This is a genomic window from Intrasporangium sp. (assembly GCF_035280925.1).
In the GTDB taxonomy this organism is placed as follows: Bacteria; Actinomycetota; Actinomycetes; order Actinomycetales; family Dermatophilaceae; genus Intrasporangium.
In genome coordinates this window covers 1-21,150 of the sequence record NZ_DATEEY010000116.1, presented here as the reverse complement: position 1 = coordinate 21,150, position 21,150 = coordinate 1, and the positions used below count along the sequence as shown (strand labels likewise).

The following is a 21,150-nucleotide window of genomic DNA, read 5'->3' as shown; positions in this document are numbered from 1 at the left end:
GCCATCCTGCGTCGGTGGATGGGCTTCCTATTCTTGGGCGTTGACCACCTCGATGGCGCAACGCGGACCACTGGCCCTGGCCAGCCGTCGGTCCCCGGTGACCAGAGTCGCCTGCAGGACTTCCGCCAGGGCGACGTAGGCGGCGTCATAGACCGTGAGGTTCTCCCGGAGTTGCCAGCACCGCTCGAGCAGGGGAGCGTGGTCCACCCGTTGCATGGGCAGGGATTGAAGATCCTCCAAGGCCAGGGCGACGCGGCGGGTATCGAGTTGACCACCTCGCGACAGCCCGCGCCAGACAGATAGCACTTCAAGGTCGATCAGCGCGGGGGCTGCGAGGCTCTCCCCGCGCAGTCGCTGGCGCGTCGTGTCGCCGTCCTGACCGTCATCGAGCAGTGCGACGGCCAGGACGCTTGCGTCAATGACCAGCACGTTCGAACCGCAGTGCGGTCACCGCGTCATCCAGTGACAACGAGCCTCCGGCCCGCCCCCCGGCTCGCTCGAGCACCTCGTCGACCGTCGGCTTGGCGGCTTCGGCGATCAGCTTGGAACGCAGGTACTCCTGCAGCGATTGGTGGGCAGCCGCCGCTCGCTGTCGCAACACGGCATGCGTCTCTTCTGGGACGTCCTTGATCTGGATGTTCGTCATGGCTCCAGTGTGAATGCCTTGGAGCCATGATGGAATCCCTGCGGGACTGAAGAGTTGTACTCCCACTGGCCGCGCTTGCGGGCGCGGGCGCAATGAGTGGTCCGGTGGGCGGGCTCTGGCCCTGGGTCGACGATGTCCACCACGGATGCGCTTCGTCGGTGACTCCATAGAGCTGAACGAGGTCCAGCTGCTGTACTTCTGCTGCTGTACACGCGGTCGCTGCTGTACTTCGGGCGCGAGCAAAACTGAGTGCGCAACCCGCTGACCTGCAGGTTTACATGGTCGGGGTGACAGGATTTGAACCTGCGACCTCTTCGTCCCGAACGAAGCGCGCTACCAAGCTGCGCCACACCCCGTCTTGCATCAGCCCCGGTCAGGGGCAGCAAGGTGAGACTTTAGCGCAGGACCCCGTCCATCTCCGAATCGGTCCAGCAGCGCCCGCCGGACCGATCTGAAGCCGCTTCGACACCCGCGGGGGTCCCGGCACGACTCAACCCAGAGACCCTGCTAGACACAGGGGACGAGCGTGAGCAGCACCGCCTCGGGACGGCACGCCAGCCGCACCGGAGCCGTCGGCGACGTCCCCAGACCGGCACACACCTCGAGCCAGGCGGCATCCGCAGGAGCCTCGGACGAGGGTCGATGCCCCGCTCCCGGCCACCACCGGGACACACCCTTGACCCGGCTGGTGTCGAGGTCGCAGTTGGTCACGAGCGCGCCATATCCGGGCACGCAGACCTGACCGCCGTGCGTGTGTCCGGCGATGACCAGACTCGCTCCATCCTCCACAAAGGTGTCGAGCACCCGCTGGTAGGGCGCGTGCGTCACCCCGATCTTCAGCTCGGCCGACGGCTGCGCGGGGCGCCGCACGAGGTCGAGCCGGTCATACCCGAGATGCGGGTCGTCCACCCCCACCACGTCGATCCGCCGCCCCCGGATGACGAGCTTGTCGTGCCGGTTGGTCAGGTCGATCCAGCCGCGCGAGGTGAAGCCGTGGACGAGATCGGCGGTGGGCAGCCGGTCCGTCTCGCCGGCTCCCTTGGCATGGTGGCGCGTGAGGTAGCGCAGCGGGTTCTTGAGCTTCGGCGCGAAGTAGTCGTTCGACCCGAGGGCGAAGACCCCCGGCCGGTCGAGGAGCGGCCCGAAGGCGTCGAGCAAGGCGGGCACGGCATCATGCGCCGCGATGTTGTCGCCGGTGTTGACGATGAAGTCGGGATCGAGCGACTCCAACCGACGCAGCCACTCCGCCTTGCGCTTCTGCCGCGGCAGCAGGTGGATGTCGGACAGGTGCAGCACCCGCAACGGCTCGGCCCCGGGCGGCAGCACCGGCACCTCGAAGCGCCTGAGCACGAAGGCGTTGCGTTCGATGAGCGACGCCCAACCGAGGACGCCGACGCCGGCGACTCCGAGGCCGACGACGGTCTTGGTCAGGGCGCGCATGTCGCACATCCTCGCACCCAGCGCGGCGCGCAGGGCAATTCGGGCACGCGCGTCGCCGACTGAGAGACTGAGCCGCATGAGCACCCTCAAGGAGCAGCTGCAGGCCGACCTCACCGCGGCGATGCGCGAGCGGGACCAGGTCCGCGCCGGCACGATCCGCATGGCCCTGACCGCCGTCACGAACGAAGAGGTCGCCGGCAAGGAGCAGCGGGAGCTCACCGACGACGACGTGCTCAAGGTGCTGGCCAAGGAGGCCAAGAAGCGCCGCGAGGCTGCCGAGGCCTACACGTCCGCGGGCCGCGCGGAGCTGGCAGACGTCGAGCAGGCCGAGCTCGCCGTCCTCGAGGCCTACCTGCCGAAGCAGCTCGACGACGCCGAGCTGGAGCGGATCGTCCGCGAGGCCGTCGCCACCTCGGGCGCGACGGGCATGCAGCAGATGGGCGTGGCCATGAAGGCGGCCAACGCCGCCGTGGCCGGTCGCGCCGAGGGTGGCCGGGTCGCCGCCGTCGTGCGCACCGTGCTCGCCGGCTGACCCCGGCCCAGTGCGACCAAGGCCCCGACTCGCTCGAGTCGGGCCTTGGTCATGAGGCCGTATGCCGCTGAGCCGGCTTCCCCTCAATCGCAGCGCGACTGCGTGGTTGCGACCGGATCAGCTGGCTGGCGAGGTCAGCGGGGACCTGGCGGCTTCGGGGTCTTCGTGGGCTTGCCGGGTCCGTCATTGCCGCCATCGTCCGGTGGCGGCACGATCGTGAACGTCGGCCCCGGCCTGCCGCCGCCACCCCGGTCGGACGAGCCCGGCCCGTTCGAGGGGTAGATCGTGATGAGGCTGCCCTTGGGGGCCTTGCCGGAGGGCGACGTGCCAGCGACCAGGCCTCTGCGGACGTTCGAGTCCATCGAGTCGCCCACGTCGACGGTGAAGCCCGCGCGCTCGAGGACCCTCGTCGCGTCGCTCACTGACCGACCGGTGACGCTCGGGATGGCGACCTCGTTGCCCTTGGTGACCTTGTCCGACGGCTCCTTGAACTTCTTGACGGGCAGGCCCTCATGGGCCCGGCTCATGATGCCCTTCCAGATCGGCGCGGCTATCGAGGCACCGTGCATCACCGGGTAGGACTCCCCGCCGACGCGGACGTTGAACATCCGCCGCTTGTTGCCGTCGTCGGGCGTGCCGACCCAGACTGCGGTGACAAGGTTCGGGGTGTAGCCGACGAACCAGGACTCGTTGTTCTTGTCCGCCGTGCCGGTCTTGCCAGCTGACTGGCGCCCGTCGAGCTGGTTGCGGATTCCGGACCCGTTCGTCATGTTGTACTCGAGGAACTTGTGCGTGCCCCGCACGAAGTCCGCCTTGGCGACCACCTCGCACTTCGTCTTCGGGGCCGCGAGGGTCTTCGAGCCCTGGCTCACCTTGGTGACGACGAGCATCGAGCAGCGCTTGCCGTCGGCGGCGAGCGTCGCGTAGGCGTTCGCCACGCCCTGCGGCGAGACCTCCGCCGCACCGAGAATGTAGGCCGGAGCGTACTTCGGGAGGGGCTGGCCACTGGCGGTCTTCAGGCCGAGGCGAGCCATCGTGTCCCACACCTTGCAGCCGCCAACCTGCTGGGCGAGCGCGACGAAGGCGGTGTTGGTCGACTTCGCTGTCGCATTCATCAGGTCGATCGAGCCGCCGCCGAAGGCGCTGTCGTTGAGGACCTTCCACTCGCTGCCCGGTCCGCAGCCCTTGCCGAACTCCCGCGGCTGGTAGGTGGCCGGACTGGAGCTGCTGGCTGCCTTCGCCTTGACCCTCGCGGTCGTCGTCATGCCGGACTCCATCGCGGTGAGCAGCGAGAACGCCTTGGCGGTCGAGCCGAACTGGAAGCCACTCGAACCGCCCCACTGCTTGTCGAGTGCCCAGGCGACACCGGTCTTGCCGCGGCTCTGCTTCCCGACCGTGTACTCCGTGTTCTGCGCGAACCCGAGCACCTTGCCCGTTCCGGGCTCGGTGACATAGGCAGCGGCGCCGACGTTCGACTTGTCGCCGATCGGGACCTTCCGGGTCACTTCCTGCTGGACGATCTTCTGGATCTTCGGGTCCAGCGTCGTCTGGACCGTGATGCCGCCCGTGCGCAGCAGGCGCCGGCGCTGCTCCACGGTCTTGCCGAGCTCGGGCATGGCCTCGACGTAGTTGATGACGAACTCGCACCAGTAGGGGTAGGGCGACGCCAGGCAGGTGCTCTTGGCCTCGGACACCTTGAGGTCCTGCTTGATGGTCCGCTTCTTCGCGGCCTGCCAGTTCGCGGGGGTGATGATCTTCAGCTCGTGCATCCGGTCGAGGACGACGTTGCGCCGAGCGAGTGCGCGCTCCGGGTAGTTCACCGGGTCGGTGATGCCCGGGTTCTGGGTCAGACCCGCCAGCAGCGCCGCCTGCGACAGGGTGAGCTTGCTCGCCGGGACGGAGAAGTAGTGCCGAGCCGCTGCCTCGACGCCGTACGCCTGGTCGCCGTAGTAGACCAGGTTGAGGTAGCCCGCGAGGATCTCGTCCTTCGTCATCTGCTTCTCGAGGGTGATGGCGTACTTGACCTCCTTGAGCTTGCGCAGGTAGTCCTTGCGGACCGCGGCCGCCGCCGCCTCCTCGTCACCTTGGTTGAGCGCGGTGTACTGCAGCGAGATCTTGACGTACTGCTGTGTCAGCGACGACGCGCCGGAGGTCGTCTGCCCGGTGCGGACGTTCGCGATCGCGGCCCTGACGACGCCCTGCAGGTCGAAGCCACCGTGCTCGTAGAAGCGGTGGTCCTCGATGGCGACCTGCGCCTCGCGCATGATTGGGGCGACCTTGTCCAGCGGGACGATGATGCGGTTCTGCTCCGCGGGAGTGGCGATGACCTTCCCGTCCGCGGCCAGAATGCGGGACTGCTGCTTGAGCGGGTCCGTCTTGAACTCACCCGGGAGCTCGTTGAAGATGTCGACGCCGCTGCGCGCAAGGGCTCCGGTCGCGCCAACCGCGGGCATGAACAGGCCCGCAGCGAGGAGCCCGAGCACCATCGCGGCAGCGAGGAAAGCGCCGAGGAGGCTGATGACACCGCCGATCGACGTGGTCCGGGAAGACGACATGGCCCAAGGGTAACGGGTGGAACCGACGTATCAGGCGCCGCGATTTGTGCCTCTGAGACACGTATGGCCCGATTCATGCTGGTCAACAGGTGACTAGTCACCTCGAGACCGCAAATGATGCATACGGCCTATGTCCGGTTCGGACCCACGCTCGTAATGTCTCGTTTGGGCCGAAGGGGGCCTGATCGGGACCGGTGGGACGGTCCGGGTCTGACTCGGCGTCGTGGGAGGCGCCGAGCGGGGAGGGGTAGAAGAGAATGAGTGTCGCCACCATTTCGACAAGTTGGGTCGACGAGTGGGCCAGTCAGGCGGCGTGCACCGGGCAGGACCCGGACGCGCTCTTCGTCCGTGGCAAGGCGCAGCACGATGCAAAGGCGGTCTGCAAGACCTGCCCAGTGCTGGCGCAGTGCCTCGCCGAGGCCCTCGACAACAGGACGGAGTTCGGGGTCTGGGGTGGGATGACCGAGCGGGAGCGGCGCGCGCTGCTTCGCAAGCGCCCGGACATCACGTCCTGGAAGTCCGCGCTCCGGACCTCCATGGCGGCTCAGGCCCAGTCCGCGTAACGGGGACGCTGGCTGGGACACAGCAGAACGCTGAGCCCTCGGGGGTAGGCAAGACATCGGAACCACTTGCTGGGTCGTGATGACGGGGATCACGGCCCAGCAAGCGCGTTCCCGATCTCGCGCAGGCTGTCCAGGTCATGGACGTCCCGGTTCAGGGCCGGGACCTGGACGACCGGCACGTCCGGGTGTGCCCGCGAGAACCGCTCGGCGAGCTCGCGCTGCCGCTGGGCAATCGTCACGACCGCCGCATGGAGGCGGAGCAGGCCCGCGGCGTTGGCCGCCGACTTGGGACCCCCACTGTCCTCCAGCGCCTCGGCGAAGGCCAACGCGCGGGAGGGCGTGAGCGCCCCCGCCGAGACGCGACCCATGCGGTTGACGACGAGCCCGCTCAGCGGCATACCGTCCGCTTGAAGGCGATCGACGAAGAAGGACGCCTCACGCAGCGCATCGCGCTCCGGCGCCGCCACGACGAGAAACGACGTCCCCTGGCGCGAGAGCAGCTGGTAGGTCAGGTCGGCCCGCTCGCGGAACCCGCCGAACATCGTGTCGAGCGCCGAGACGAAGGACTGCACGTCGCTGAGGAACTGGCCGCCGAGGATCTTCGACATCGTGCTGCTGATGAGCTGCACACCGAGGCCGAAGACCTTGAGGCCCGCCCGGCCGCTCGCCTTGGCCGGTGCGGTGAGCAGCCGGATGAAGCGGCCGTCGAGGAAGCTGCCGAGCCGGTTGGGTGCGTCGAGGAAGTCGAGCGCCGATCGCGATGGCGGGGTGTCGACGATGATGAGGTCCCAGCCGTTCGGCGTGGAGTCGGCCTTGGCCTTGAGCTGACCGAGCTTCTCCATCGCCATGTACTCCTGCGTCCCGGCGAAGGAGGAGCTGACCGCCTGGTAGAAGGGGTTCTCGAGGATCTGCTCCGCCTTGCCGGGGTCGGCGTGGGCGATGACGACCTCGTCGAAGGTCCGCTTCATGTCGAGCATCATCGCGTCGAGGCTGCCGCCCTTCGACGTGTCGAGGCCGTCCACCGGTCGGGGGGTGTTGTCGAGCTCGCTGAGGCCGAGGGCCTGGGCCAGGCGCTTGGCCGGGTCGATCGTCAGCACGACCACCCTCCGGCCCGCCTCGGCCGCGCGCAGGCCGAGCGCTGCGGCCGTCGTCGTCTTGCCGACCCCTCCAGAGCCGCAGCAGACGACGATCTCGAGGCCCCTGTCGGCGATCATCGCGTCGACGTCGAGCCGGGGGGCCGACTGGGCGGCCCGGGCGTGCGCGGTCGTCTGGACGGGCTGTTCGTCGCGGGCGGTCGTCGCCATCGTCGTCATTCGACCAGACCTTCCTCCGCGAGCGCGTCCCACAGGATGTCGGCCAGCTCGCGGACCGACCCGGAGTCGACCCCCTCGGGCAGCGCCGGCAGGAGCACGAGCGGCAGCCCGGTCTGCTGCAGGATTGCGAGCTGCTCGCTCTCGAGGTCGACGCGGTGCGCGTGGTCGTGGGCCTCCTCGAGCAAGCCGTCGACGAGCGCGGGCGTCACCTTGACACCGGCATCGGTGAGCTGCCCGGTGATCGACGGCTTGTGCAGCCGGCTGTTGCGGGCCTGCTCGAGCGCCACGTCGTCAAGGAGGGGCGGCCGGACCATGTTGACGATGATGACCCCGACATTGAGGTTCTTGGCACGCAGCTCGTCGATCGCTTCGAGGGTCTCCTGCACCGGCATCTCCTCGAGCAGGGTGACGATGTGGACGAGCGTCTGCTCGCTCTCGAGGAGCTCGGTGATCGAGCCCGCCTGGCTGGCGATCGGACCGACCCGGGCGAGGTCCGCAACCTCCGAGTTGACGCTGAGGAAGCGCCCGATGCGCCCCGTCGGCGGGGCGTCCATGACGATGGCGTCGTATGCCGCTGGGCTGGGTCCCCGATGCTTGCCGTCCTTGCGTCGTCGGTTGGCTTCGTAGAGCTTGCCGATGACGAGGACGTCGCGGACTCCCGGGGCGATGGTGGTGGCGAAGTCGATGGCCCCGAACTTCTCGAGGAGCTTGCCCGCGCGACCCAGCTTGTAGAACAGCTGCAGGTACTCGAGGAGGGCGGCCTTGGCGTCGACGGAGAGCCCGACGATCTCGCCGCCCGACCTGGTGCGCGTGATCCGGGTCTCCTCGGTGCCGAGCGGCGGGACATCGAAGGTCTGGCTGATACCCTGGCGGCCCTCGACCTCCGCGAGGAGCACTCTCGTGGAGGGATTGGTCTGGCGTGAGGCCAGCGCGATGGCGAGCGCCGAGGCGGCTGTCGTCTTCCCCGTCCCGCCCTTGCCCGTGACGATGTGCAGCCGGACGCGCTCCCAGGTGCGCGCACCGGCCGCCTCGGGGGCGGTCGCACTCGCAGTCGTCACACCGGCACTCTATTGCCGCATCGCCGGACCCTCACCCACGGCGGGTAGAAGTCACACCGGTAACCCCGGGGCTCTCGCTGAGCCCTGTACTCCGAGTAGAACCCACCTCGGCAACCCCGGGGCTCTCGCTGAACCCTCTACTCCGAGTAGAACCCACCTCGGTAACCCCGGGGGTCTCGCTGAGCCCTCTACTGCGGGTAGAACCCACCTCGGCGACCCCACAGTTACCGAGGTGACGTCAACTTCGGGTCGGTGAAGTTCGGATCGCCCCGCGCCAGGAGCGCAGCGCGGACCTGACCCATGAACCGCGCCTCGTGCAGGCGAAGTCCAAGCTTGTCGAGGCGCAGCACGTTGTCCCCGGCAACGACGAGGTCGTTCTGTCGCAGGTTGTCATCCGTGACCGCCAAGCCCCACCGATGACCCGCACCGTCGATCTCAGCCACGAGGCCACAGGCCCACCGCGCGTCGAGGTAGCGCCGGCCCTCTGCGTCCTGCCTGATCTCCTGACGAACCGGTTCGGGCACTCCATGGCGACGGCACATTCGCGCGAAGTCCAGCTCGCCCAGCGACTGGGCCCCGCCGGCGACGTCTGTGACCACGTCTCGCACGAACCTGCGCCGCCGACGGCCGCCCACTCTCGCAGCCGCGTCGAGCAGCTGGTCGGGGCTGCAGAGCCGCTGTTGAACGGTCATGGCGAGGATGAGCGCCGCCTGCCGGTCCGATACCGCCCAGTGCGCCGCGCGGACGGCTGCGATGGCCGGCCTCACGCGCGGCACGCCCGCTTCGATCACCTCGCCGGCGCAGCGCCTCGGGATCTTGTGCAGTCGCACACCCGACACCGGCACCGAGCGGCGCGTGTGGACGACCGACACGTGGACCACCGCCTCGTCGTAGCCCTTCAGACCGGCAGCCATCAGGGCACTGACTCCATCGAGCGCCGCGGCTGATGGGCTGGCCTCCCAGACGGCGCGCCAATGCAGCTCCGATTGGCTCAGCTCCCGGGTGTGCACCGCCACGGTGCGTCGGCCGTGGAGGCCCCAGCGTCCGCGCGACACCTGCTTGCGGACGTGGTGGCGATATATGCCCACGTCGGCCAGACCGGCCCGGGACACCACACCACCGAAATCGGCTGCGACTCCGTCGCCCTTCTCGATCAGCACCATCTCGTCCACCGGTCCACACTCGATCGCACGAGCACGACGGAACACGGTTCAACGACGCTCGGTGGACAACCTTCGGGTGCCGACCCGGCTGTGGACAGCGAGTGAGGTCACACCGGCAACCCCACCTCCGCAGTGGAATCTACTGCGAGTAGAGGCCGGAGCGAGATACCCGGTGCCGGCGCGGTGGAGTCAACCCGGGGGAGCAAGATCATCGAGGACCGTGAGGACGCGGGGCCAGGCCGGGCCGTCGGGGTCGATCACGGAGAAGTGGCCCGCCTCCGCGACCACCTCGAGCCCGACGTCGCCGCCCAGCCGTCGGGCCTCGCGGACATAGGCGTCGGTGACCGCGACCGGGACCTCGCGGTCGAGCTGCCCATGCACGAGCCGGACCGGGACCTGCGGTGGGAGTCCACCCATCGGGTCCGCCTCGCGCCAGGCGCGAACCTCGACGGCAGGGTCGCCGAGGAAGTCCCGAGCCGCATCCGCCCCGAGGTGCAGCCGGTCCGTCGCCTGCAGGTCGACGCAGCCGGCCAGGACGACCACGGCGGCGAGGCGGTCGGACCAGGACTGGTTCGCGGCCCAGGCGACGAGGTGCCCGCCGGCGGAGTGGCCCATGAGGACGAGCGGCCCGGGTAGCTCCGGATCGGTGTCGACGGCGGCCACCAGGTCAGTGATGTCCTCGAACGTCCCGGGCCACCCGCCGCCCGGCATCCCCGCACGGCGGTACTCACCGACCGCGACGTGCCAGCCGGCCTCGGCCAACCCGGCTGCCTGGGCCGCCGCGTGCGCCCGGTCATGGGACGCCCGCCAGAACCCGCCGTGCACCACCAGCACCGTGCCCCGTGGGACGGCGGCACCACTCGAGGCGCGGGAAGAACGGGAGGACGGGAACCGCACGTCGTAGACCTGGGCGGCCTCAGCGGCATACGGCCTCGTGGCGTCCGGCGGGGGAGCGGGCCTCGTGAGGACGTCGTCCGCGTGCGGGTCCATGCCGTCATCGTGCCAGCGGGGCGCCGAAGTAGGGTGAGGGCCATGACCACGTGGGAGTACCTCACCGCCCCTCTGCTCATCCACAACACGAAGCAGATCCTCGACAACTTCGGTGCTGACGGCTGGGAGCTCGTCCAGATCGTGCCCGGGCCCGATGGCACGAGCCTCGTCGCGTACTTCAAGCGACCCAAGGGGGCCTGAGCCATGTCGACCGTCGAAGAACGCCTCTCCGAGCTCGGCCTGACCGTCCCTGAGGTCGCCGCACCGGTTGCGGCCTACGTGCCGGCGCTGCGCAACGGCAACCTCGTCTTCACGTCCGGCCAGCTGCCGATGCGCGACGGCAACCTCGAGGCGACCGGCAAGGTCGGCGATGGCCACGGGCTCGTCCCGGCGGCCGATGCCAAGGACCTCGCTGCGCTCTGCGCCCTCAACGCGATCGCCGCGATCAAGTCCGTCGTCGGCGACCTCGAGAAGGTCACCCAGGTCGTCAAGGTCGTCGGGTTCGTGGCGAGCGACCCGGGCTTCACCGGCCAGCCGGCCGTCATCAACGGGGCGAGCGAGCTGCTCGGCACGGCGTTCGGCGACAAGGGGACGCACGCTCGCAGCGCGGTCGGTGTCGCAGCCCTGCCGCTCGACGCCCCGGTGGAGGTCGAGGTCACCGTCTCCGTCGCGGATTGAGCAGCGTCATGACGTCCTCCTCCGAGAGCCGCTCGGCGCGCTACTTCCCGATCACCCGGTTGAGCGGGGTCAGCGAGCTGGCGCTCCGGTGGCTCGGGGGCGAGCGGTGGGCGGAGGCCAAACCGCGTCAGGCGAGCACGGTCATGCTCGTCCGGGACGGTGAGCGCGGGCCCGAGGTGTTCATGCTCAAGCGTGTGTCGGGGATGGCGTTCGCACCGAGCATGCACGTCTTCCCGGGTGGCGGGGTCGACGCGCGCGACGGCGAGGCCGGGCTCCCGTGGGCCGGCCCGTCACCGGAGGAGTGGGCGGAGCGGCTCGGGTGCACGCCCGCTGAGGCGCAGATGTACGTGGCCGCCGCGGTCCGCGAGGTCTTCGAGGAGGTCGGCGTCCTGCTGGCCAGCCGGTCCACCGCCGGGCCGCTCGTCGACCCGCACGACGAGACGTGGGCCGGAGTCCGCGAGCGGCTCGTCACCCGGGAGCTGTCCCTCGCCGAGGTCCTCGTCGAGCGTGACCTCGTCCTGCGCTCGGATCTCATCGTGGCCAAGGCGCACTGGCTCACTCCGGTGTTCGAGCCGAGGCGTTTCGACACGTGGTTCTTCGCCGCCGTGATGCCCGAGCACCAGGTCGCGGACGGCAACACGAGTGAGGCGGAGATCGCTGAGTGGGTCGTCCCCGAGGACCTTCTCAAGGAGTATGCCGCTGAGCTCGCTTCCCTGCTCCCGCCGACTCTCGTGTGGGTTGAGCAGGTTGGCGCCGCGGCGAGTGCGGACGAGTTCGTGGCGCACAACGAGGACCTCGCGCTCGTCATGCCCGACATCGTGCAGACCCCCGAGGGCCCGGCCATGCGCATCGACGCCTGAGACCTGGAGGTGACGGGGTGAGGGGTGCAGAGGCGGACCCGACCTGGGTCGGTGGGTCGATGTCGGAGCGGGCCACGTGCGTGCTCTGCCCGAACCCGTCGCCGATGACCCTGGATGGCACGAACACCTGGATCGTCGCCGAGCCCGGCTCGACGGACGCGGTGGTCATCGACCCGGGCCCCCTCGATGAGGCCCATCTGGCCCGCGTCATCGCGCAGGTCGAGCGGACCGGCCGGCGAGTCGCGCTGACGCTCCTCACGCACGGGCACCTGGACCACGCCGAGTCGGCCGAGCGCTTCCACGCGCTGACCGGGGCGCCGGTGCGGGCTTTCGGGCGCGGGCACGACGACGTCGAGCCGGGAGAGGTCATCCGCGTCGGCGGCCTCGAGCTCGTCGCCATCGCGACGCCGGGGCACTCGAGTGACTCCTACTCCTACCTCGTGCCGGCCGACACGATGCTGCTCACGGGGGACACGATCCTTGGTCGCGGGACGACCGTGGTCGCGTGGCCGGACGGTCACCTGGAGTCCTACCTCGAGTCGCTGCAACGGATCGAGGCCATGACGCAGACCGGGCAGGTGGCCGGCATCCTGCCGGGGCACGGGCCGTTCGTCGAGGACGCGGCCGGGACCGCGACGTTCTACCTCAGCCACCGCGCCGAGCGGCTCGACCAGGTCCGCGCGGCGCTCGCCGCCGGTGACTCGACCGCCCGCGAGGTGGTCGAGCGCGTCTATGCCGACGTGCCGCGCACCGTCTGGGGTGCCGCCGAGATGTCGGTGCAGGCACAGCTCGAGTACCTGCGCGAGCAGCCGAGCATCGACGACTGATCGGGCCGGGCGGCTGGTCCTCGGCCTCGTCCATCTAGGCCCCGGCATCGTTACCGCTGCGCGGCACCGGGTACGGCGGTGGCAGACCAGCGAATCAGGGAGCCGGGCCTTGTGACACACCAGCACCAGCATGTCGGGATCGTCCGGGCGTACGCCGGTGACGAGGATCGGCCGCTTCCCGGTTACCTTGCGCTGATGTCGACCTACGCGCTCGCCGCCAGTGGTCTCGTAGCCGCGGCCCGCAAACGCGATGCGAGCGGTGCGGACCTGCCGGACTGGTCAGACCTGGCTCGTGGGGGGATTGCGACGTATCGGCTCAGCCGCCTCCTCACCAAGGCCTCGATCACGAGCGCCCTGCGTGCGCCTCTCGTGCGCTACCAGGGCAAGGGTCGGCCGGGCGAGGTGATCGAGGAGGTGGCACCCGAGGCCAAGGAGCACACCACCACCCATGCCCTGGCGGAGCTCATCACCTGCCCGTTCTGCCTCGGCCAGTGGATCGGGACGGTCATCGTGACCGGACACCTCATCGCGCCGCGCGTCACTCGCGTCGCGACGGGCATCCTCGTTGTCGCGGCCGCGTCAGACGCATTGCAGCTTGCCCATGCAGCTCTCGAGCGTGCCGCGAAAGGCGGCGAACGGCAGGACGTTCCGGGGAATCGCAGCTCCCAGCGTGGGTAAGGAGTGGTGCACCCGATCAACCGGAACGAAGGAGACCGCAGATGACGACGAAGGTCGAGAAGTCCGTCGAAGTGGACGTGCCAGTCCGCACCGCCTACAACCAGTGGACGCAGTTCGAGGAGTTCCCGCAGTTCATGGGCGGCGTCGAATCCGTCACGCAGGTCGACGACACCAACCTGCACTGGGTCGCGGAGATCGCTGGAGTGCGTCGCGAGTGGGACGCCGAGATCCTCGAGCAGGTCCCGGACCAGAAGGTGGCCTGGGCCGCTGTTGGCGGGGCGACCAATGCGGGAGCGGTGCACTTCATCCCCAACGGGCCTGAGCGGACCTTGGTCACGCTCCATCTGGAGTTCGAGCCAGAAGGAATGGTGGAGAAGGTCGGCGACGCCCTCAACCTGGTCAGTCGGCAGGCGGAGTCGGACCTGGCGAAGTTCAAGTCGTTCATGGAATCTCGGGGTCACGAGACCGGTGGGTGGCGCGGCGGGGTCAACGAGGACCTGCCCATGGGCACACCCGGTGTGGAGGACGCTGCACTGTCCCGGGGCGACAGCGGCAAGGCGGGCGTCTCCGGAAAGGCCATGGCGGCTGGAGCCGCGGCAGTCGCCGGTGCGGCGGTTGCCGCGAAGGCGATGTCCGGCAGCTCGGAGGAGCGCCCGGCGTCGGACGGGACCGGTGAGGACGTGATCGATGTCCTCACGGCCGACCACCGAGAGGTTGCTGCGCTCATCGGGGAGATCTGGACCACGGGTGACCCGGTTCTACGCCGGGATCTCGCAGACACGGCCACAGCCGAGCTGGTTCGGCACGCTGTCGCTGAGGAGATGTACGTCTACCCCGCCATGAGGAAGCACCTGCCGAACGGCAAGGAGGCAGTCGACCACGACCTGGAGGAGCACCGGCAGCTCGAGGAGACACTGAAGGAGCTCGAGGGCGTGGACGGGTCCGACCCGCGGTTCAGCGAGCTGCTCCGCACCCTGGACGCGGTGCTCGAGGATCACATCACCGACGAGGAGACGAAGCACTTCCCGCAGTTGCGGGCCGCGCTCCCGCCCGCCGAGCTGGTGGAGCTCGCAGGCAAGGTGGAGACGGCGAAGAAGATGGCGCCGACGCGTCCGCACCCGTCCACCCCGAACAGCCAGCTGTTCCACAAGCTCGCCGGCCCGGGCGTGGGCATGGTCGACCGGCTCCGCGACCGGCTCGCAGGACGCTCGACGAGCTGAGGCGCCCAGTCGAAAGAGCAGTTCGCGAGTGTGAGCGTCGCGAGCTGCTCTTTCGATGCGGCTACTTGGCGCGGCGCTTCAGGCGCTCGACGTCCTGGAGCAGCACCGCTCGTGCCTCGAGCCGCAGCCAGCCGCGGGACTGGAAGTCGGCCAAGGCCTTGTTGACCGTCTCACGGGACGCGCCGACGAGCTGGGCGAGCTCTTCCTGGGTCAGGTCGTGCGCGACCATGATGCCGCCCTCGACGTGCCGGCCGAATCTCTCGGACAGGTCGATGAGCGCCTTGGCCACGCGACCAGGGACGTCGGTGAAGACCAGGTCGGCGAGGTGCGCGTTGGTGCGACGGAGGCGTTGGGCGAGCGCCGCCAGGAGCGCCTTGGCGACCTCGGGGCGGCCGGCGAGCAGGCCCGTCAGGGAGTCGTTGCCAAGGCCGAGCAGCTGGGTCTCGGCGATTGCTGTGGCGGTCATCGTGCGGGGCCCGGGGTCGAAGAGGCTGAGCTCGCCGAACATCTCGCCCGGGCCGAGGATGGCAACGAGGTTCTCTCGACCGTCGGCGCTGGTGCGCCCGAGCTTGATCTTGCCCTCCGCGATGACGTAGAGCGTGTCGCCGCGGTCGCCCTCGTGGAAGAGCACGTCGCTCCGCTCGAGCCGAGAGAGACTCATCTTTGCCTGCAGGGCCGAGGCAGCCTCGTCGTCGAGTGCCATGAACAGCGGAGCACGCCTCACCACGTCTGGGTCCACGGGGTCAGTCTGCCAGAACGGTGTGCGTGTGGCCCGCTCCGCGCCGAACGCGCCCTGAGCCGCCAGGCATGGTCCCGACCCACCGGACTGACATCCTGCTCCGCCAACCGGAGCAGGATACGAGTCCGCGCGGGGGTGGGCGTTTTGCGAAATGCGTGGGGGTCCCGGCGACTCGCATCCTGCTCCGGGAAGCGGAGCAGGATGCGATGCGGGGGGATGTCAGGAGTGGGTGTCAGGGGTGGTTGTCAGGGTCGAGCCACGCGATCTTCCGGAGAAGGGGGACAGGTGGCCTTCGATGTCGGCGGCTACGTCAGGCGAGCCAGACGCCTTGCAGACCTGAGCCAGCGGGACCTGGCCGACATCCTCGGGTTGTCGCGGGCCGCCGTGGGTCGGCTCGAGTCGACCCCCGGCCGGGTCGACCTGCCCACCATGGAGGCGATTCTGGCGCTGGCCGACCTCCGTCTGGCCGTGGTCGACAGTGCCGGCCGCCCCGTCGAGGCGGTACCTGCCGACACGCTGCGAGACCACAGGGAGCGGCGCTTCCCGGCGCATCTCGACGCGACGCCTCCGGACATCGGCATTCCGAACGAGCGAGGAGTCCAGCCACGCAAGCGCCAGCCACCGGCGCGCGGCTGGTACCGGCAGCGCGAGGAGCGCAACCGCCTGCGCGAGCGCGGACGGGCACCCGTCGATCACCCGACAGTCCGTTCCGAGCGGGAGCGCGCGGCACGCGAGCGCCAACGGCGGCGGGACCTGGCCCTCGCCACGCTGCGGGCCTCGCCCCCGCAGGAGTGCACCTGCCTCGACGACTGCTTCGAGCTCGCCTGTCTGCCCGACTGTCCCTGCCAGTGCGAGCCCCCTCACGCTGACGCCGGAAGGGCACGGCCGTGGTAGTGAGCCCTTTGTGTGGGTGCCAGCTCAGCGGCATACAGTGACGTCTGTGTCTGCTCGTGCCGTCGTGACTGCCGACGAGAGTCCCGTCGCGCGGACGAGGCGTGCCCGGAAGATGTACCGGGCACTGCACGACCGCTATCCGTATGCGCACTGCGAGCTCGACTTCACCAACCCGCTCGAGCTGCTCGTGGCGACCATCCTGTCCGCGCAGACCACCGACGTCGGCGTCAACAAGGTGACGCCGATCGTCTTCGCCAAGTACCGCAGCGCCGCGGACTACGCGTCCGCCGACCGCACCGAGCTCGAGACGATCATCCAGCCGACCGGCTTCTTCCGGGCGAAGGCCGACGCCCTCATCAAGCTCGGCCAGGCGCTCGTCGAGCGCTTCGACGGCGAGGTGCCCGGGCGGATGAAGGACCTTGTCACGCTGCCCGGCGTGGGCCGCAAGACCGCCAATGTCGTCCTCGGGAACGCCTTCAACGTCCCGGGCATCACCGTCGACACGCACTTCGGGCGGCTCGTCCGGCGCTTCGGGTGGACCGACGAGACGGACCCCGTCAAGGTCGAGCACGCCGTCGGTGCGCTCTTCATGCGGCGGGACTGGACGATGCTCAGCCACGTCCTCATCTTCCATGGACGCCGTACCTGCCACGCCAAGAAGCCTGCCTGCGGAGCATGCCCGGTCGCCCGCTGGTGCCCCAGCTATGGGATCGGCGAGACCGACCCGGACCGAGCCGCCAAGCTGCTGAAGTTCGAGCTGGCTCCCAAATGACGAGCCGCAGGACCTCCTCGCCCACCCCTGAACCGAGGAGTGCGCGGGTCATCCACTCCGGTGGGACCGGCTCGATCCCGCCCGGGCCGCCAGGGATCCCGCGCCCGGCATGGCTCGACCGGGTCGCTGACCTCGTGCCCGCGGTCGACGCGCACTGGTTCTCGCGGTTCCAGCCCCCGGAGGAGGGAGGCCGGGAGTCGGCCGTCCTCATGCTCTTCGGCCCGCCGCCCGGCGGTGCGGATTCCGGGAGCGAGCACATCGTCCTCATCGAGCGCTCGCACACGATGCGCACGCAGCCGGCCCAGATCGCCTTCCCCGGCGGGTCGCGTGACCCCGGGGACGAGGACAGCGTCGCCACCGCGCTCCGCGAGGCCGAGGAGGAGACCGGCATCGACCCCAGCGGCGTCGACGTGGTCGACGTGCTGCCGAGCCTCTACCTCCCGCCGGCCAACTTCGTCGTCGCGCCGGTGCTCGGCTGGTGGTCGCACCCGAGCCCGCTGAGCGTGCGCGACGCCGCCGAGGTGCACGAGGTGCTCTCCGTGCCGATCTCGCACCTCGTGGACCCCGAGACCCGGTTCACCGTGACTCACCCGAGCGGGTTCGTCGGGCCCGCCTTCCAGCTCGACCACCTGCTGCTCTGGGGCTTCACGGCCGGGCTCGTCAGCCGAGTCCTCGACCTGGCCGGGCTCACGGTCGAGTGGGATGAGGCGCGCCGCCGGCCGCTGCCCGAGATCTACCTGAGGGAGCGCCGATGACCGGGGGCCTCCTGCTCGACCTCGCGCTCGTCCTCATCCTCGTCGCCTACGGCATCTCCGGCTACCGCCACGGGCTCGTCTCGAGCATCTTCTCCCTGCTCGGCTTCTTCGTCGGGGCGCTCGTCGGCATCTGGGTCCTGCCGTCCGTGCTCGCCGACCTCGAGGCCGTGACGAACGACCCGCGCATGCGCGTTCTCGTCCTCATCGTCGGCGTCGTCCTCCTGGGCTGGATCGGCCAGGTCCTCGGGAGCCTCCTCGGCGCCCAGATCAGGCGACAGATGGGCCAGCACACCGTGCGGCGCACCGACTCCGTCCTCGGCGCGATCGTGGTCGTTCTCGCCGCCTCCCTGATGATCTGGTTCCTCGGTGGTTCCCTCCGCACCGCCGGCAACACGGCGGTGGCCAAGGCGATGGCGGACTCAAGGGTGCTGCGCGCCGTCGACACCGTCGTGCCGGAAGGGGCCGGCCCGGTCTTCGCCGGTTTCCGCGGTTTCCTCTCGAACCAGGGCTTTCCCCAGGTGTTCGGCGATCTGGTCCCCGAGCCGATCGCCCCGGTCGAGGCGCCCGACCCCGCCATCGGCGACGCGGGGGCGATCGCCCGAGCCGCCGCCTCGGTGGTCAAGGTGACAACCGCCTCGAACGCCTGCGCGCGCGGGCAGGAGGGGACGGGCTGGGTCCTCAGCCCCGGGCGGGTGGTCACCAACGCCCATGTCGTGGCGGGCGCCGAACGGGTCCGGATCCGCAGCCAGGACGAGACGGTCTCCGGTCACGTCGTCATCTTCGACCCCGACCGGGACCTCGCCGTGATCAGCGCGGACGACCTCGATGCGCCGGGGCTCGAGCTCGGGTCGAACCTGCCGCGTGGCACCGCTGCCGCCATCCCGGGCTTCCCGCTCGACGGGCCCTACACCGTCGTCCCCGCCAGAGTCCGCCAGGAACTCGACGCCCGGGGGCGTGACATCTATGGCGAGGACCCGGTGGTGCGCGAGATCTACTCGCTGTACACGCGCGTCCGGCCGGGCAACTCCGGCGGACCACTCCTCGATGCCAGCGGCCGGGTCGCCGGCGTGGTCTTCGCCAAGTCGCTCGAGGACGACAACACCGGCTACGCCCTGACGCTCGATGAGGCGATGCCGGTCCTCGACGCCGCGCGCAGCGCCGACCGTGAGGTCGACACCGGAGCCTGCCTCCCCGGTTGACGTACTGACTGCCTCAGTGCCGCAACCTGACCGTCGCCGCCGACGTCAGCAGCTCGACGAGCTCTCGCGACGGCGGGATGTGCAGCTCGGCGTCGAGGCGCGCGCGGTAGCGCTGGAACGCCTGGACCGCCGCGGACTGGTTGCCGACGTCGAGGTGGGCCTGCACCTCGAGGGCGACCGAGCTCTCGAGCAGCGGCTCGAGCGCCACGGCCTCCTCGGCGTAGCTGATCGCCATGCTCGGGTCGTGTCGCCGCAGCAGCAGGCCAGCGACCTTCTCCAGGGCTCGGATTCTCCTGTGGTTCAGTCGCTCCCGCTCGTACAGCACCCAGTCGTCGTACCAGCCGGGCAGCAGGTCGGGGCCGGCCAGCGTCGCCAGGGCGGCGTGGAGGTCGAGGCCGTCGAGCGACTGGAGCCGCTCGACCTGGTCGAGACGGTCGAGCAGGTGCCAGACGTCGACGAGGACCTGCGGACCGAGCGCCACACTGGCGCGGGCGGACTCGACGAGCCCGGCGTTGAGGCTGCGGAGGCGAAGGAGGGAGGTGCGCAGGTTGGCGCGCGCCCGGACGTCCGTGCTGTCGGGCCAGAGCGTGCCTGCGACGGCGGCTCTCGGTTGGGTGCCCCGCAGCCCGAGCAGCGCTGTGACGCGCTGCTCGCGACTGCCGACCTGAGCGCGTCGGCCCTCCAGGTCCAGACGCCAGTGACCCAACAACCTGATCCGGCAAGCCTGTGTAGACATCGATCCCCCAGTTGATCGACAGCTGTCAAACAGTGGTCCTCACGGCCGTCGTCCCCCTGACGACGGGCTCGCTCGGCGTCATCCGTCCAGTATTCACCCGGATACGAACAGTTGTCCTGAAAAGAGGCCGGGTCATTTTTGCTGATACCTGGCCGTATACCGCTGGGCGTGTTTCCGTTTCGCCCCGGGACTCCCGCTCAGGCTGGGTCGCCGGAAGTCACGGGGCCGTCAGGATGTCGTCCAGCCACTCGTCGAGAGCCTCATGGATCTGCTTGCGGGAGGACAGCGTCCGGATCCTCGTCTCGTCGCCGATGCTCATCGTGGCCCTGGCCAGCAGATCGCCGGCCACGCCCTGGGTCCAGCAGCTGAGCACCATGACCGCGTCGCCCGATCGCGGATCGTTCTCCGGTGCTGCGGGGATTGACATCGAAGTCCTTCCGGTCGGCCCGACGTGGGCGTTACTGCGTCGCGCGGTCCCCAGGTGCGAGCGTCCTGACGATTCTGGCTCACCGCACAGGCACACGGAAAGCAAACACCTGAGCGGGTCACGGTCCGGTCACGCTGCGGTCACGGAGTGTGCGCTCCACTGGCGCCCATCAACTGATCTCGGGGAGGAGGTGAACCACATGGAGAACCTGACCTTTGCTGAGCTCGACACGGAGATGGTGTCCCTGCTCCCGTCCAAGGAGACCCTGTACTGGGGCAGCAACTACAACTGGGCGAACATCTACGCCAGCAACTCGTCGGTCGCTCTCAACGCCGTTACGGCGTTCTCGCAGGCGAACAGCGCTGCGCTGCAGACGATCGCCGTTAGCCAGGGCTGATCCCCTTGTGGCGGGGCTCCCGTGAACGTCACGGGAGCCTGCGCCGGGGTCATCGTGCTCACACGAGACTGAAGGGAGACGACCCGTATGCACGAGGCAGCATCGATCGACTACGGAGAGCTCGATCGAGAGATCGTTGCTCTCCTGCCGACACGCGACACCTTGGGGTGCCAGTTCGCGTGCATCAACGTCAACACGGTCGTCGGGGTCAACCTGGCCTTCGCCATCAACGCGGCGTCGAGCAACGTCACCGCCAACGCAGTGGCCGGCCAGTACCTGGCGATCTTCGGATAACAGCGAGACGGCGGGCGCGACCACCCCAGAACGCGCCCGCCGTCCCGTTCGTCCCCGGCCAGCACGTCCAGGAGAGGGAAGGACGGATCAGTGACCGCAACCGCTCGACCCACCGTGTCGACGTGGCGACTGGCCAAGGGGCTGCAGCGGCTCGGGCAGGTGGAGGACTCGGGACTCAGTGAGGCGACCTACCTGGTCCGACGCGCCGACGGGCAGATGATCCAGATCTCCGAGCTGCTCCATCTGGTCCTGAGCAGCATCGTGGACGGACGCTCGACCGAAGGCGTCGCCGCCATGGTCAGCCGCTCCTACGGCCGGAAGCTCAGCACCGAGGGTCTCGCATACCTCATCGAGACCCGGCTCAAGCCCCTCGGCCTGGTCGTTGGCGGCCCGGATGCCCTTGGCCCACAAGCT

Annotated in this window: 26 protein-coding genes and 1 tRNA gene; 15 read left to right on the top strand and 12 right to left on the bottom strand. The window is 69.5% G+C overall.

Annotated elements, in window-relative coordinates; all coding sequences use genetic code 11:
• Positions 1–27: 27 nt before the first annotated feature.
• The 4 genes from VJN29_RS11345 to VJN29_RS11330 all read right to left on the bottom strand — a co-directional run bounded on the left by VJN29_RS11345 (position 28) and on the right by VJN29_RS11330 (position 2,086).
• Entirely contained in the window at positions 28–429 is a 402-nt protein-coding gene (locus VJN29_RS11345; protein ID WP_324143734.1) for a type II toxin-antitoxin system VapC family toxin, read from the bottom strand.
• Positions 416–646, bottom strand: coding sequence for a FitA-like ribbon-helix-helix domain-containing protein (locus VJN29_RS11340; protein ID WP_324143733.1), 231 nt, complete (start codon positions 644–646; stop codon positions 416–418). The genes VJN29_RS11345 and VJN29_RS11340 overlap by 14 nt, the downstream gene beginning before the upstream one ends.
• 279 nt (positions 647–925) lie before the next feature.
• Positions 926–1,002, bottom strand: a tRNA-Pro gene (locus tag VJN29_RS11335).
• A gap of 151 nt (positions 1,003–1,153) precedes the next feature.
• Positions 1,154–2,086 (bottom strand): metallophosphoesterase, encoded by a 933-nt coding sequence (locus tag VJN29_RS11330; protein WP_324143732.1) that lies wholly within the window; start codon positions 2,084–2,086, stop codon positions 1,154–1,156.
• 76 nt (positions 2,087–2,162) lie between these two features.
• On the opposite strand from VJN29_RS11330, the gene VJN29_RS11325 reads away from it, so the two are divergent.
• Positions 2,163–2,618, top strand: coding sequence for a GatB/YqeY domain-containing protein (locus tag VJN29_RS11325; RefSeq protein ID WP_324143731.1), 456 nt, complete (start codon positions 2,163–2,165; stop codon positions 2,616–2,618).
• Between the two features lie 134 nt (positions 2,619–2,752).
• On the opposite strand, the gene VJN29_RS11320 is transcribed toward VJN29_RS11325, so the two are convergent.
• Positions 2,753–5,173, bottom strand: a complete 2,421-nt coding sequence (locus VJN29_RS11320) for a transglycosylase domain-containing protein (protein ID WP_324143730.1) — start codon at positions 5,171–5,173, stop codon at positions 2,753–2,755.
• Positions 5,174–5,430: 257 nt separating this feature from the next.
• Here VJN29_RS11320 and VJN29_RS11315 point away from each other — a divergent pair, with 257 nt between their 5' ends.
• A complete protein-coding gene (locus VJN29_RS11315) occupies positions 5,431–5,736 on the top strand; it encodes a WhiB family transcriptional regulator (RefSeq protein ID WP_324143729.1) in 306 nt (101 codons plus the stop codon).
• An 89-nt stretch (positions 5,737–5,825) separates the two neighbouring features.
• Here the strand turns inward: VJN29_RS11315 and VJN29_RS11310 are convergent, their stop codons facing one another.
• The 4 genes from VJN29_RS11310 to VJN29_RS11295 all read right to left on the bottom strand — a co-directional run bounded on the left by VJN29_RS11310 (position 5,826) and on the right by VJN29_RS11295 (position 10,260).
• Entirely contained in the window at positions 5,826–6,950 is a 1,125-nt protein-coding gene (locus VJN29_RS11310; protein ID WP_324143749.1) for an ArsA family ATPase, read from the bottom strand.
• 95 nt (positions 6,951–7,045) lie between these two features.
• Positions 7,046–8,107, bottom strand: a complete 1,062-nt coding sequence (locus VJN29_RS11305; RefSeq protein WP_324143728.1) for an ArsA-related P-loop ATPase — start codon at positions 8,105–8,107, stop codon at positions 7,046–7,048.
• Between the two features lie 224 nt (positions 8,108–8,331).
• A complete protein-coding gene (locus tag VJN29_RS11300; RefSeq protein WP_324143748.1) occupies positions 8,332–9,270 on the bottom strand; it encodes a hypothetical protein in 939 nt (312 codons plus the stop codon).
• 189 nt (positions 9,271–9,459) lie between these two features.
• On the bottom strand, positions 9,460–10,260 hold the full coding sequence (locus VJN29_RS11295) for an alpha/beta hydrolase family protein (protein WP_324143727.1): 801 nt from the start codon (positions 10,258–10,260) through the stop codon (positions 9,460–9,462).
• A gap of 42 nt (positions 10,261–10,302) precedes the next feature.
• Between VJN29_RS11295 and VJN29_RS11290 the strand changes: the two genes are divergently transcribed.
• The 6 genes from VJN29_RS11290 (at position 10,303) to VJN29_RS11265 (ending at position 14,523) form a co-directional block, all read left to right on the top strand.
• Positions 10,303–10,461: a DUF4177 domain-containing protein gene (locus VJN29_RS11290; protein WP_324143726.1), complete on the top strand. Its 159-nt coding sequence runs from the start codon at positions 10,303–10,305 to the stop codon at positions 10,459–10,461.
• Positions 10,462–10,464: 3 nt separating this feature from the next.
• On the top strand, positions 10,465–10,938 hold the full coding sequence (locus VJN29_RS11285; protein ID WP_324143725.1) for a RidA family protein: 474 nt from the start codon (positions 10,465–10,467) through the stop codon (positions 10,936–10,938).
• Between the two features lie 8 nt (positions 10,939–10,946).
• Entirely contained in the window at positions 10,947–11,798 is an 852-nt protein-coding gene (locus VJN29_RS11280) for an NUDIX hydrolase (RefSeq protein WP_324143724.1), read from the top strand.
• Positions 11,799–11,857: 59 nt separating this feature from the next.
• The gene (locus VJN29_RS11275; protein ID WP_324143747.1) at positions 11,858–12,625 is read left to right on the top strand and encodes an MBL fold metallo-hydrolase; all 768 of its coding nucleotides are present in this window, start codon (positions 11,858–11,860) and stop codon (positions 12,623–12,625) included.
• A 195-nt stretch (positions 12,626–12,820) separates the two neighbouring features.
• Positions 12,821–13,303, top strand: coding sequence for a DUF1360 domain-containing protein (locus tag VJN29_RS11270; RefSeq protein ID WP_324143723.1), 483 nt, complete (start codon positions 12,821–12,823; stop codon positions 13,301–13,303).
• Between the two features lie 41 nt (positions 13,304–13,344).
• Entirely contained in the window at positions 13,345–14,523 is a 1,179-nt protein-coding gene (locus VJN29_RS11265) for an SRPBCC family protein (protein ID WP_324143722.1), read from the top strand.
• 61 nt (positions 14,524–14,584) lie between these two features.
• Here the strand turns inward: VJN29_RS11265 and VJN29_RS11260 are convergent, their stop codons facing one another.
• A complete protein-coding gene (locus VJN29_RS11260) occupies positions 14,585–15,262 on the bottom strand; it encodes a Crp/Fnr family transcriptional regulator (RefSeq protein WP_324143721.1) in 678 nt (225 codons plus the stop codon).
• Between the two features lie 285 nt (positions 15,263–15,547).
• Between VJN29_RS11260 and VJN29_RS11255 the strand changes: the two genes are divergently transcribed.
• From VJN29_RS11255 to VJN29_RS11240, 4 genes are all read left to right on the top strand, one after another.
• Positions 15,548–16,156 carry a helix-turn-helix transcriptional regulator gene (locus VJN29_RS11255; protein WP_324143720.1) on the top strand — a complete coding sequence of 203 codons (609 nt, stop codon included), beginning with the start codon at positions 15,548–15,550 and terminating at the stop codon, positions 16,154–16,156.
• 112 nt (positions 16,157–16,268) lie between these two features.
• Complete coding sequence (nth, locus tag VJN29_RS11250) at positions 16,269–16,928, top strand: endonuclease III (RefSeq protein WP_324143746.1); 660 nt, start codon at positions 16,269–16,271, stop codon at positions 16,926–16,928.
• Entirely contained in the window at positions 16,925–17,683 is a 759-nt protein-coding gene (locus VJN29_RS11245; RefSeq protein ID WP_324143719.1) for a CoA pyrophosphatase, read from the top strand. Before nth ends, VJN29_RS11245 begins: the two co-directional genes overlap by 4 nt.
• Positions 17,680–18,882: a MarP family serine protease gene (locus VJN29_RS11240; RefSeq protein WP_324143718.1), complete on the top strand. Its 1,203-nt coding sequence runs from the start codon at positions 17,680–17,682 to the stop codon at positions 18,880–18,882. Before VJN29_RS11245 ends, VJN29_RS11240 begins: the two co-directional genes overlap by 4 nt.
• 13 nt (positions 18,883–18,895) lie before the next feature.
• Here the strand turns inward: VJN29_RS11240 and VJN29_RS11235 are convergent, their stop codons facing one another.
• Complete coding sequence (locus VJN29_RS11235) at positions 18,896–19,618, bottom strand: AfsR/SARP family transcriptional regulator (RefSeq protein WP_324143717.1); 723 nt, start codon at positions 19,616–19,618, stop codon at positions 18,896–18,898.
• Positions 19,619–19,835: 217 nt separating this feature from the next.
• Positions 19,836–20,045, bottom strand: coding sequence for a hypothetical protein (locus tag VJN29_RS11230; RefSeq protein WP_324143716.1), 210 nt, complete (start codon positions 20,043–20,045; stop codon positions 19,836–19,838).
• A 199-nt stretch (positions 20,046–20,244) separates the two neighbouring features.
• Between VJN29_RS11230 and VJN29_RS11225 the strand changes: the two genes are divergently transcribed.
• From VJN29_RS11225 to VJN29_RS11215, 3 genes are all read left to right on the top strand, one after another.
• Entirely contained in the window at positions 20,245–20,442 is a 198-nt protein-coding gene (locus VJN29_RS11225; protein ID WP_324143715.1) for a hypothetical protein, read from the top strand.
• 87 nt (positions 20,443–20,529) lie between these two features.
• Positions 20,530–20,736, top strand: coding sequence for a hypothetical protein (locus tag VJN29_RS11220; protein WP_324143714.1), 207 nt, complete (start codon positions 20,530–20,532; stop codon positions 20,734–20,736).
• Between the two features lie 90 nt (positions 20,737–20,826).
• The coding region (locus tag VJN29_RS11215; protein ID WP_414654343.1) for a hypothetical protein at positions 20,827–21,150 on the top strand (324 nt) is incomplete at its 3' end.

Excerpts from the sequence above, each read along its gene's own strand:
- VJN29_RS11340 (WP_324143733.1), bottom strand. The coding sequence starts at position 646 with ATGACGAACATCCAGATCAAGGACGTCCCAGAAGAGACGCATGCCGTG.
- VJN29_RS11330 (WP_324143732.1), bottom strand. The coding sequence starts at position 2,086 with ATGCGCGCCCTGACCAAGACCGTCGTCGGCCTCGGAGTCGCCGGCGTC.
- VJN29_RS11325 (WP_324143731.1), top strand. The coding sequence starts at position 2,163 with ATGAGCACCCTCAAGGAGCAGCTGCAGGCCGACCTCACCGCGGCGATG.
- VJN29_RS11320 (WP_324143730.1), bottom strand. The coding sequence starts at position 5,173 with ATGTCGTCTTCCCGGACCACGTCGATCGGCGGTGTCATCAGCCTCCTC.
- VJN29_RS11315 (WP_324143729.1), top strand. The coding sequence starts at position 5,431 with ATGAGTGTCGCCACCATTTCGACAAGTTGGGTCGACGAGTGGGCCAGT.
- VJN29_RS11310 (WP_324143749.1), bottom strand. The coding sequence starts at position 6,950 with ATGATCGCCGACAGGGGCCTCGAGATCGTCGTCTGCTGCGGCTCTGGA.
- VJN29_RS11300 (WP_324143748.1), bottom strand. The coding sequence starts at position 9,270 with ATGGTGCTGATCGAGAAGGGCGACGGAGTCGCAGCCGATTTCGGTGGT.
- VJN29_RS11295 (WP_324143727.1), bottom strand. The coding sequence starts at position 10,260 with ATGGACCCGCACGCGGACGACGTCCTCACGAGGCCCGCTCCCCCGCCG.
- VJN29_RS11290 (WP_324143726.1), top strand. The coding sequence starts at position 10,303 with ATGACCACGTGGGAGTACCTCACCGCCCCTCTGCTCATCCACAACACG.
- VJN29_RS11285 (WP_324143725.1), top strand. The coding sequence starts at position 10,465 with ATGTCGACCGTCGAAGAACGCCTCTCCGAGCTCGGCCTGACCGTCCCT.
- VJN29_RS11280 (WP_324143724.1), top strand. The coding sequence starts at position 10,947 with ATGACGTCCTCCTCCGAGAGCCGCTCGGCGCGCTACTTCCCGATCACC.
- VJN29_RS11275 (WP_324143747.1), top strand. The coding sequence starts at position 11,858 with ATGTCGGAGCGGGCCACGTGCGTGCTCTGCCCGAACCCGTCGCCGATG.
- VJN29_RS11270 (WP_324143723.1), top strand. The coding sequence starts at position 12,821 with ATGTCGACCTACGCGCTCGCCGCCAGTGGTCTCGTAGCCGCGGCCCGC.
- VJN29_RS11265 (WP_324143722.1), top strand. The coding sequence starts at position 13,345 with ATGACGACGAAGGTCGAGAAGTCCGTCGAAGTGGACGTGCCAGTCCGC.
- nth (WP_324143746.1), top strand. The coding sequence starts at position 16,269 with ATGTACCGGGCACTGCACGACCGCTATCCGTATGCGCACTGCGAGCTC.
- VJN29_RS11245 (WP_324143719.1), top strand. The coding sequence starts at position 16,925 with ATGACGAGCCGCAGGACCTCCTCGCCCACCCCTGAACCGAGGAGTGCG.
- VJN29_RS11240 (WP_324143718.1), top strand. The coding sequence starts at position 17,680 with ATGACCGGGGGCCTCCTGCTCGACCTCGCGCTCGTCCTCATCCTCGTC.
- VJN29_RS11235 (WP_324143717.1), bottom strand. The coding sequence starts at position 19,618 with ATGTCTACACAGGCTTGCCGGATCAGGTTGTTGGGTCACTGGCGTCTG.
- VJN29_RS11230 (WP_324143716.1), bottom strand. The coding sequence starts at position 20,045 with ATGTCAATCCCCGCAGCACCGGAGAACGATCCGCGATCGGGCGACGCG.
- VJN29_RS11225 (WP_324143715.1), top strand. The coding sequence starts at position 20,245 with ATGGAGAACCTGACCTTTGCTGAGCTCGACACGGAGATGGTGTCCCTG.
- VJN29_RS11220 (WP_324143714.1), top strand. The coding sequence starts at position 20,530 with ATGCACGAGGCAGCATCGATCGACTACGGAGAGCTCGATCGAGAGATC.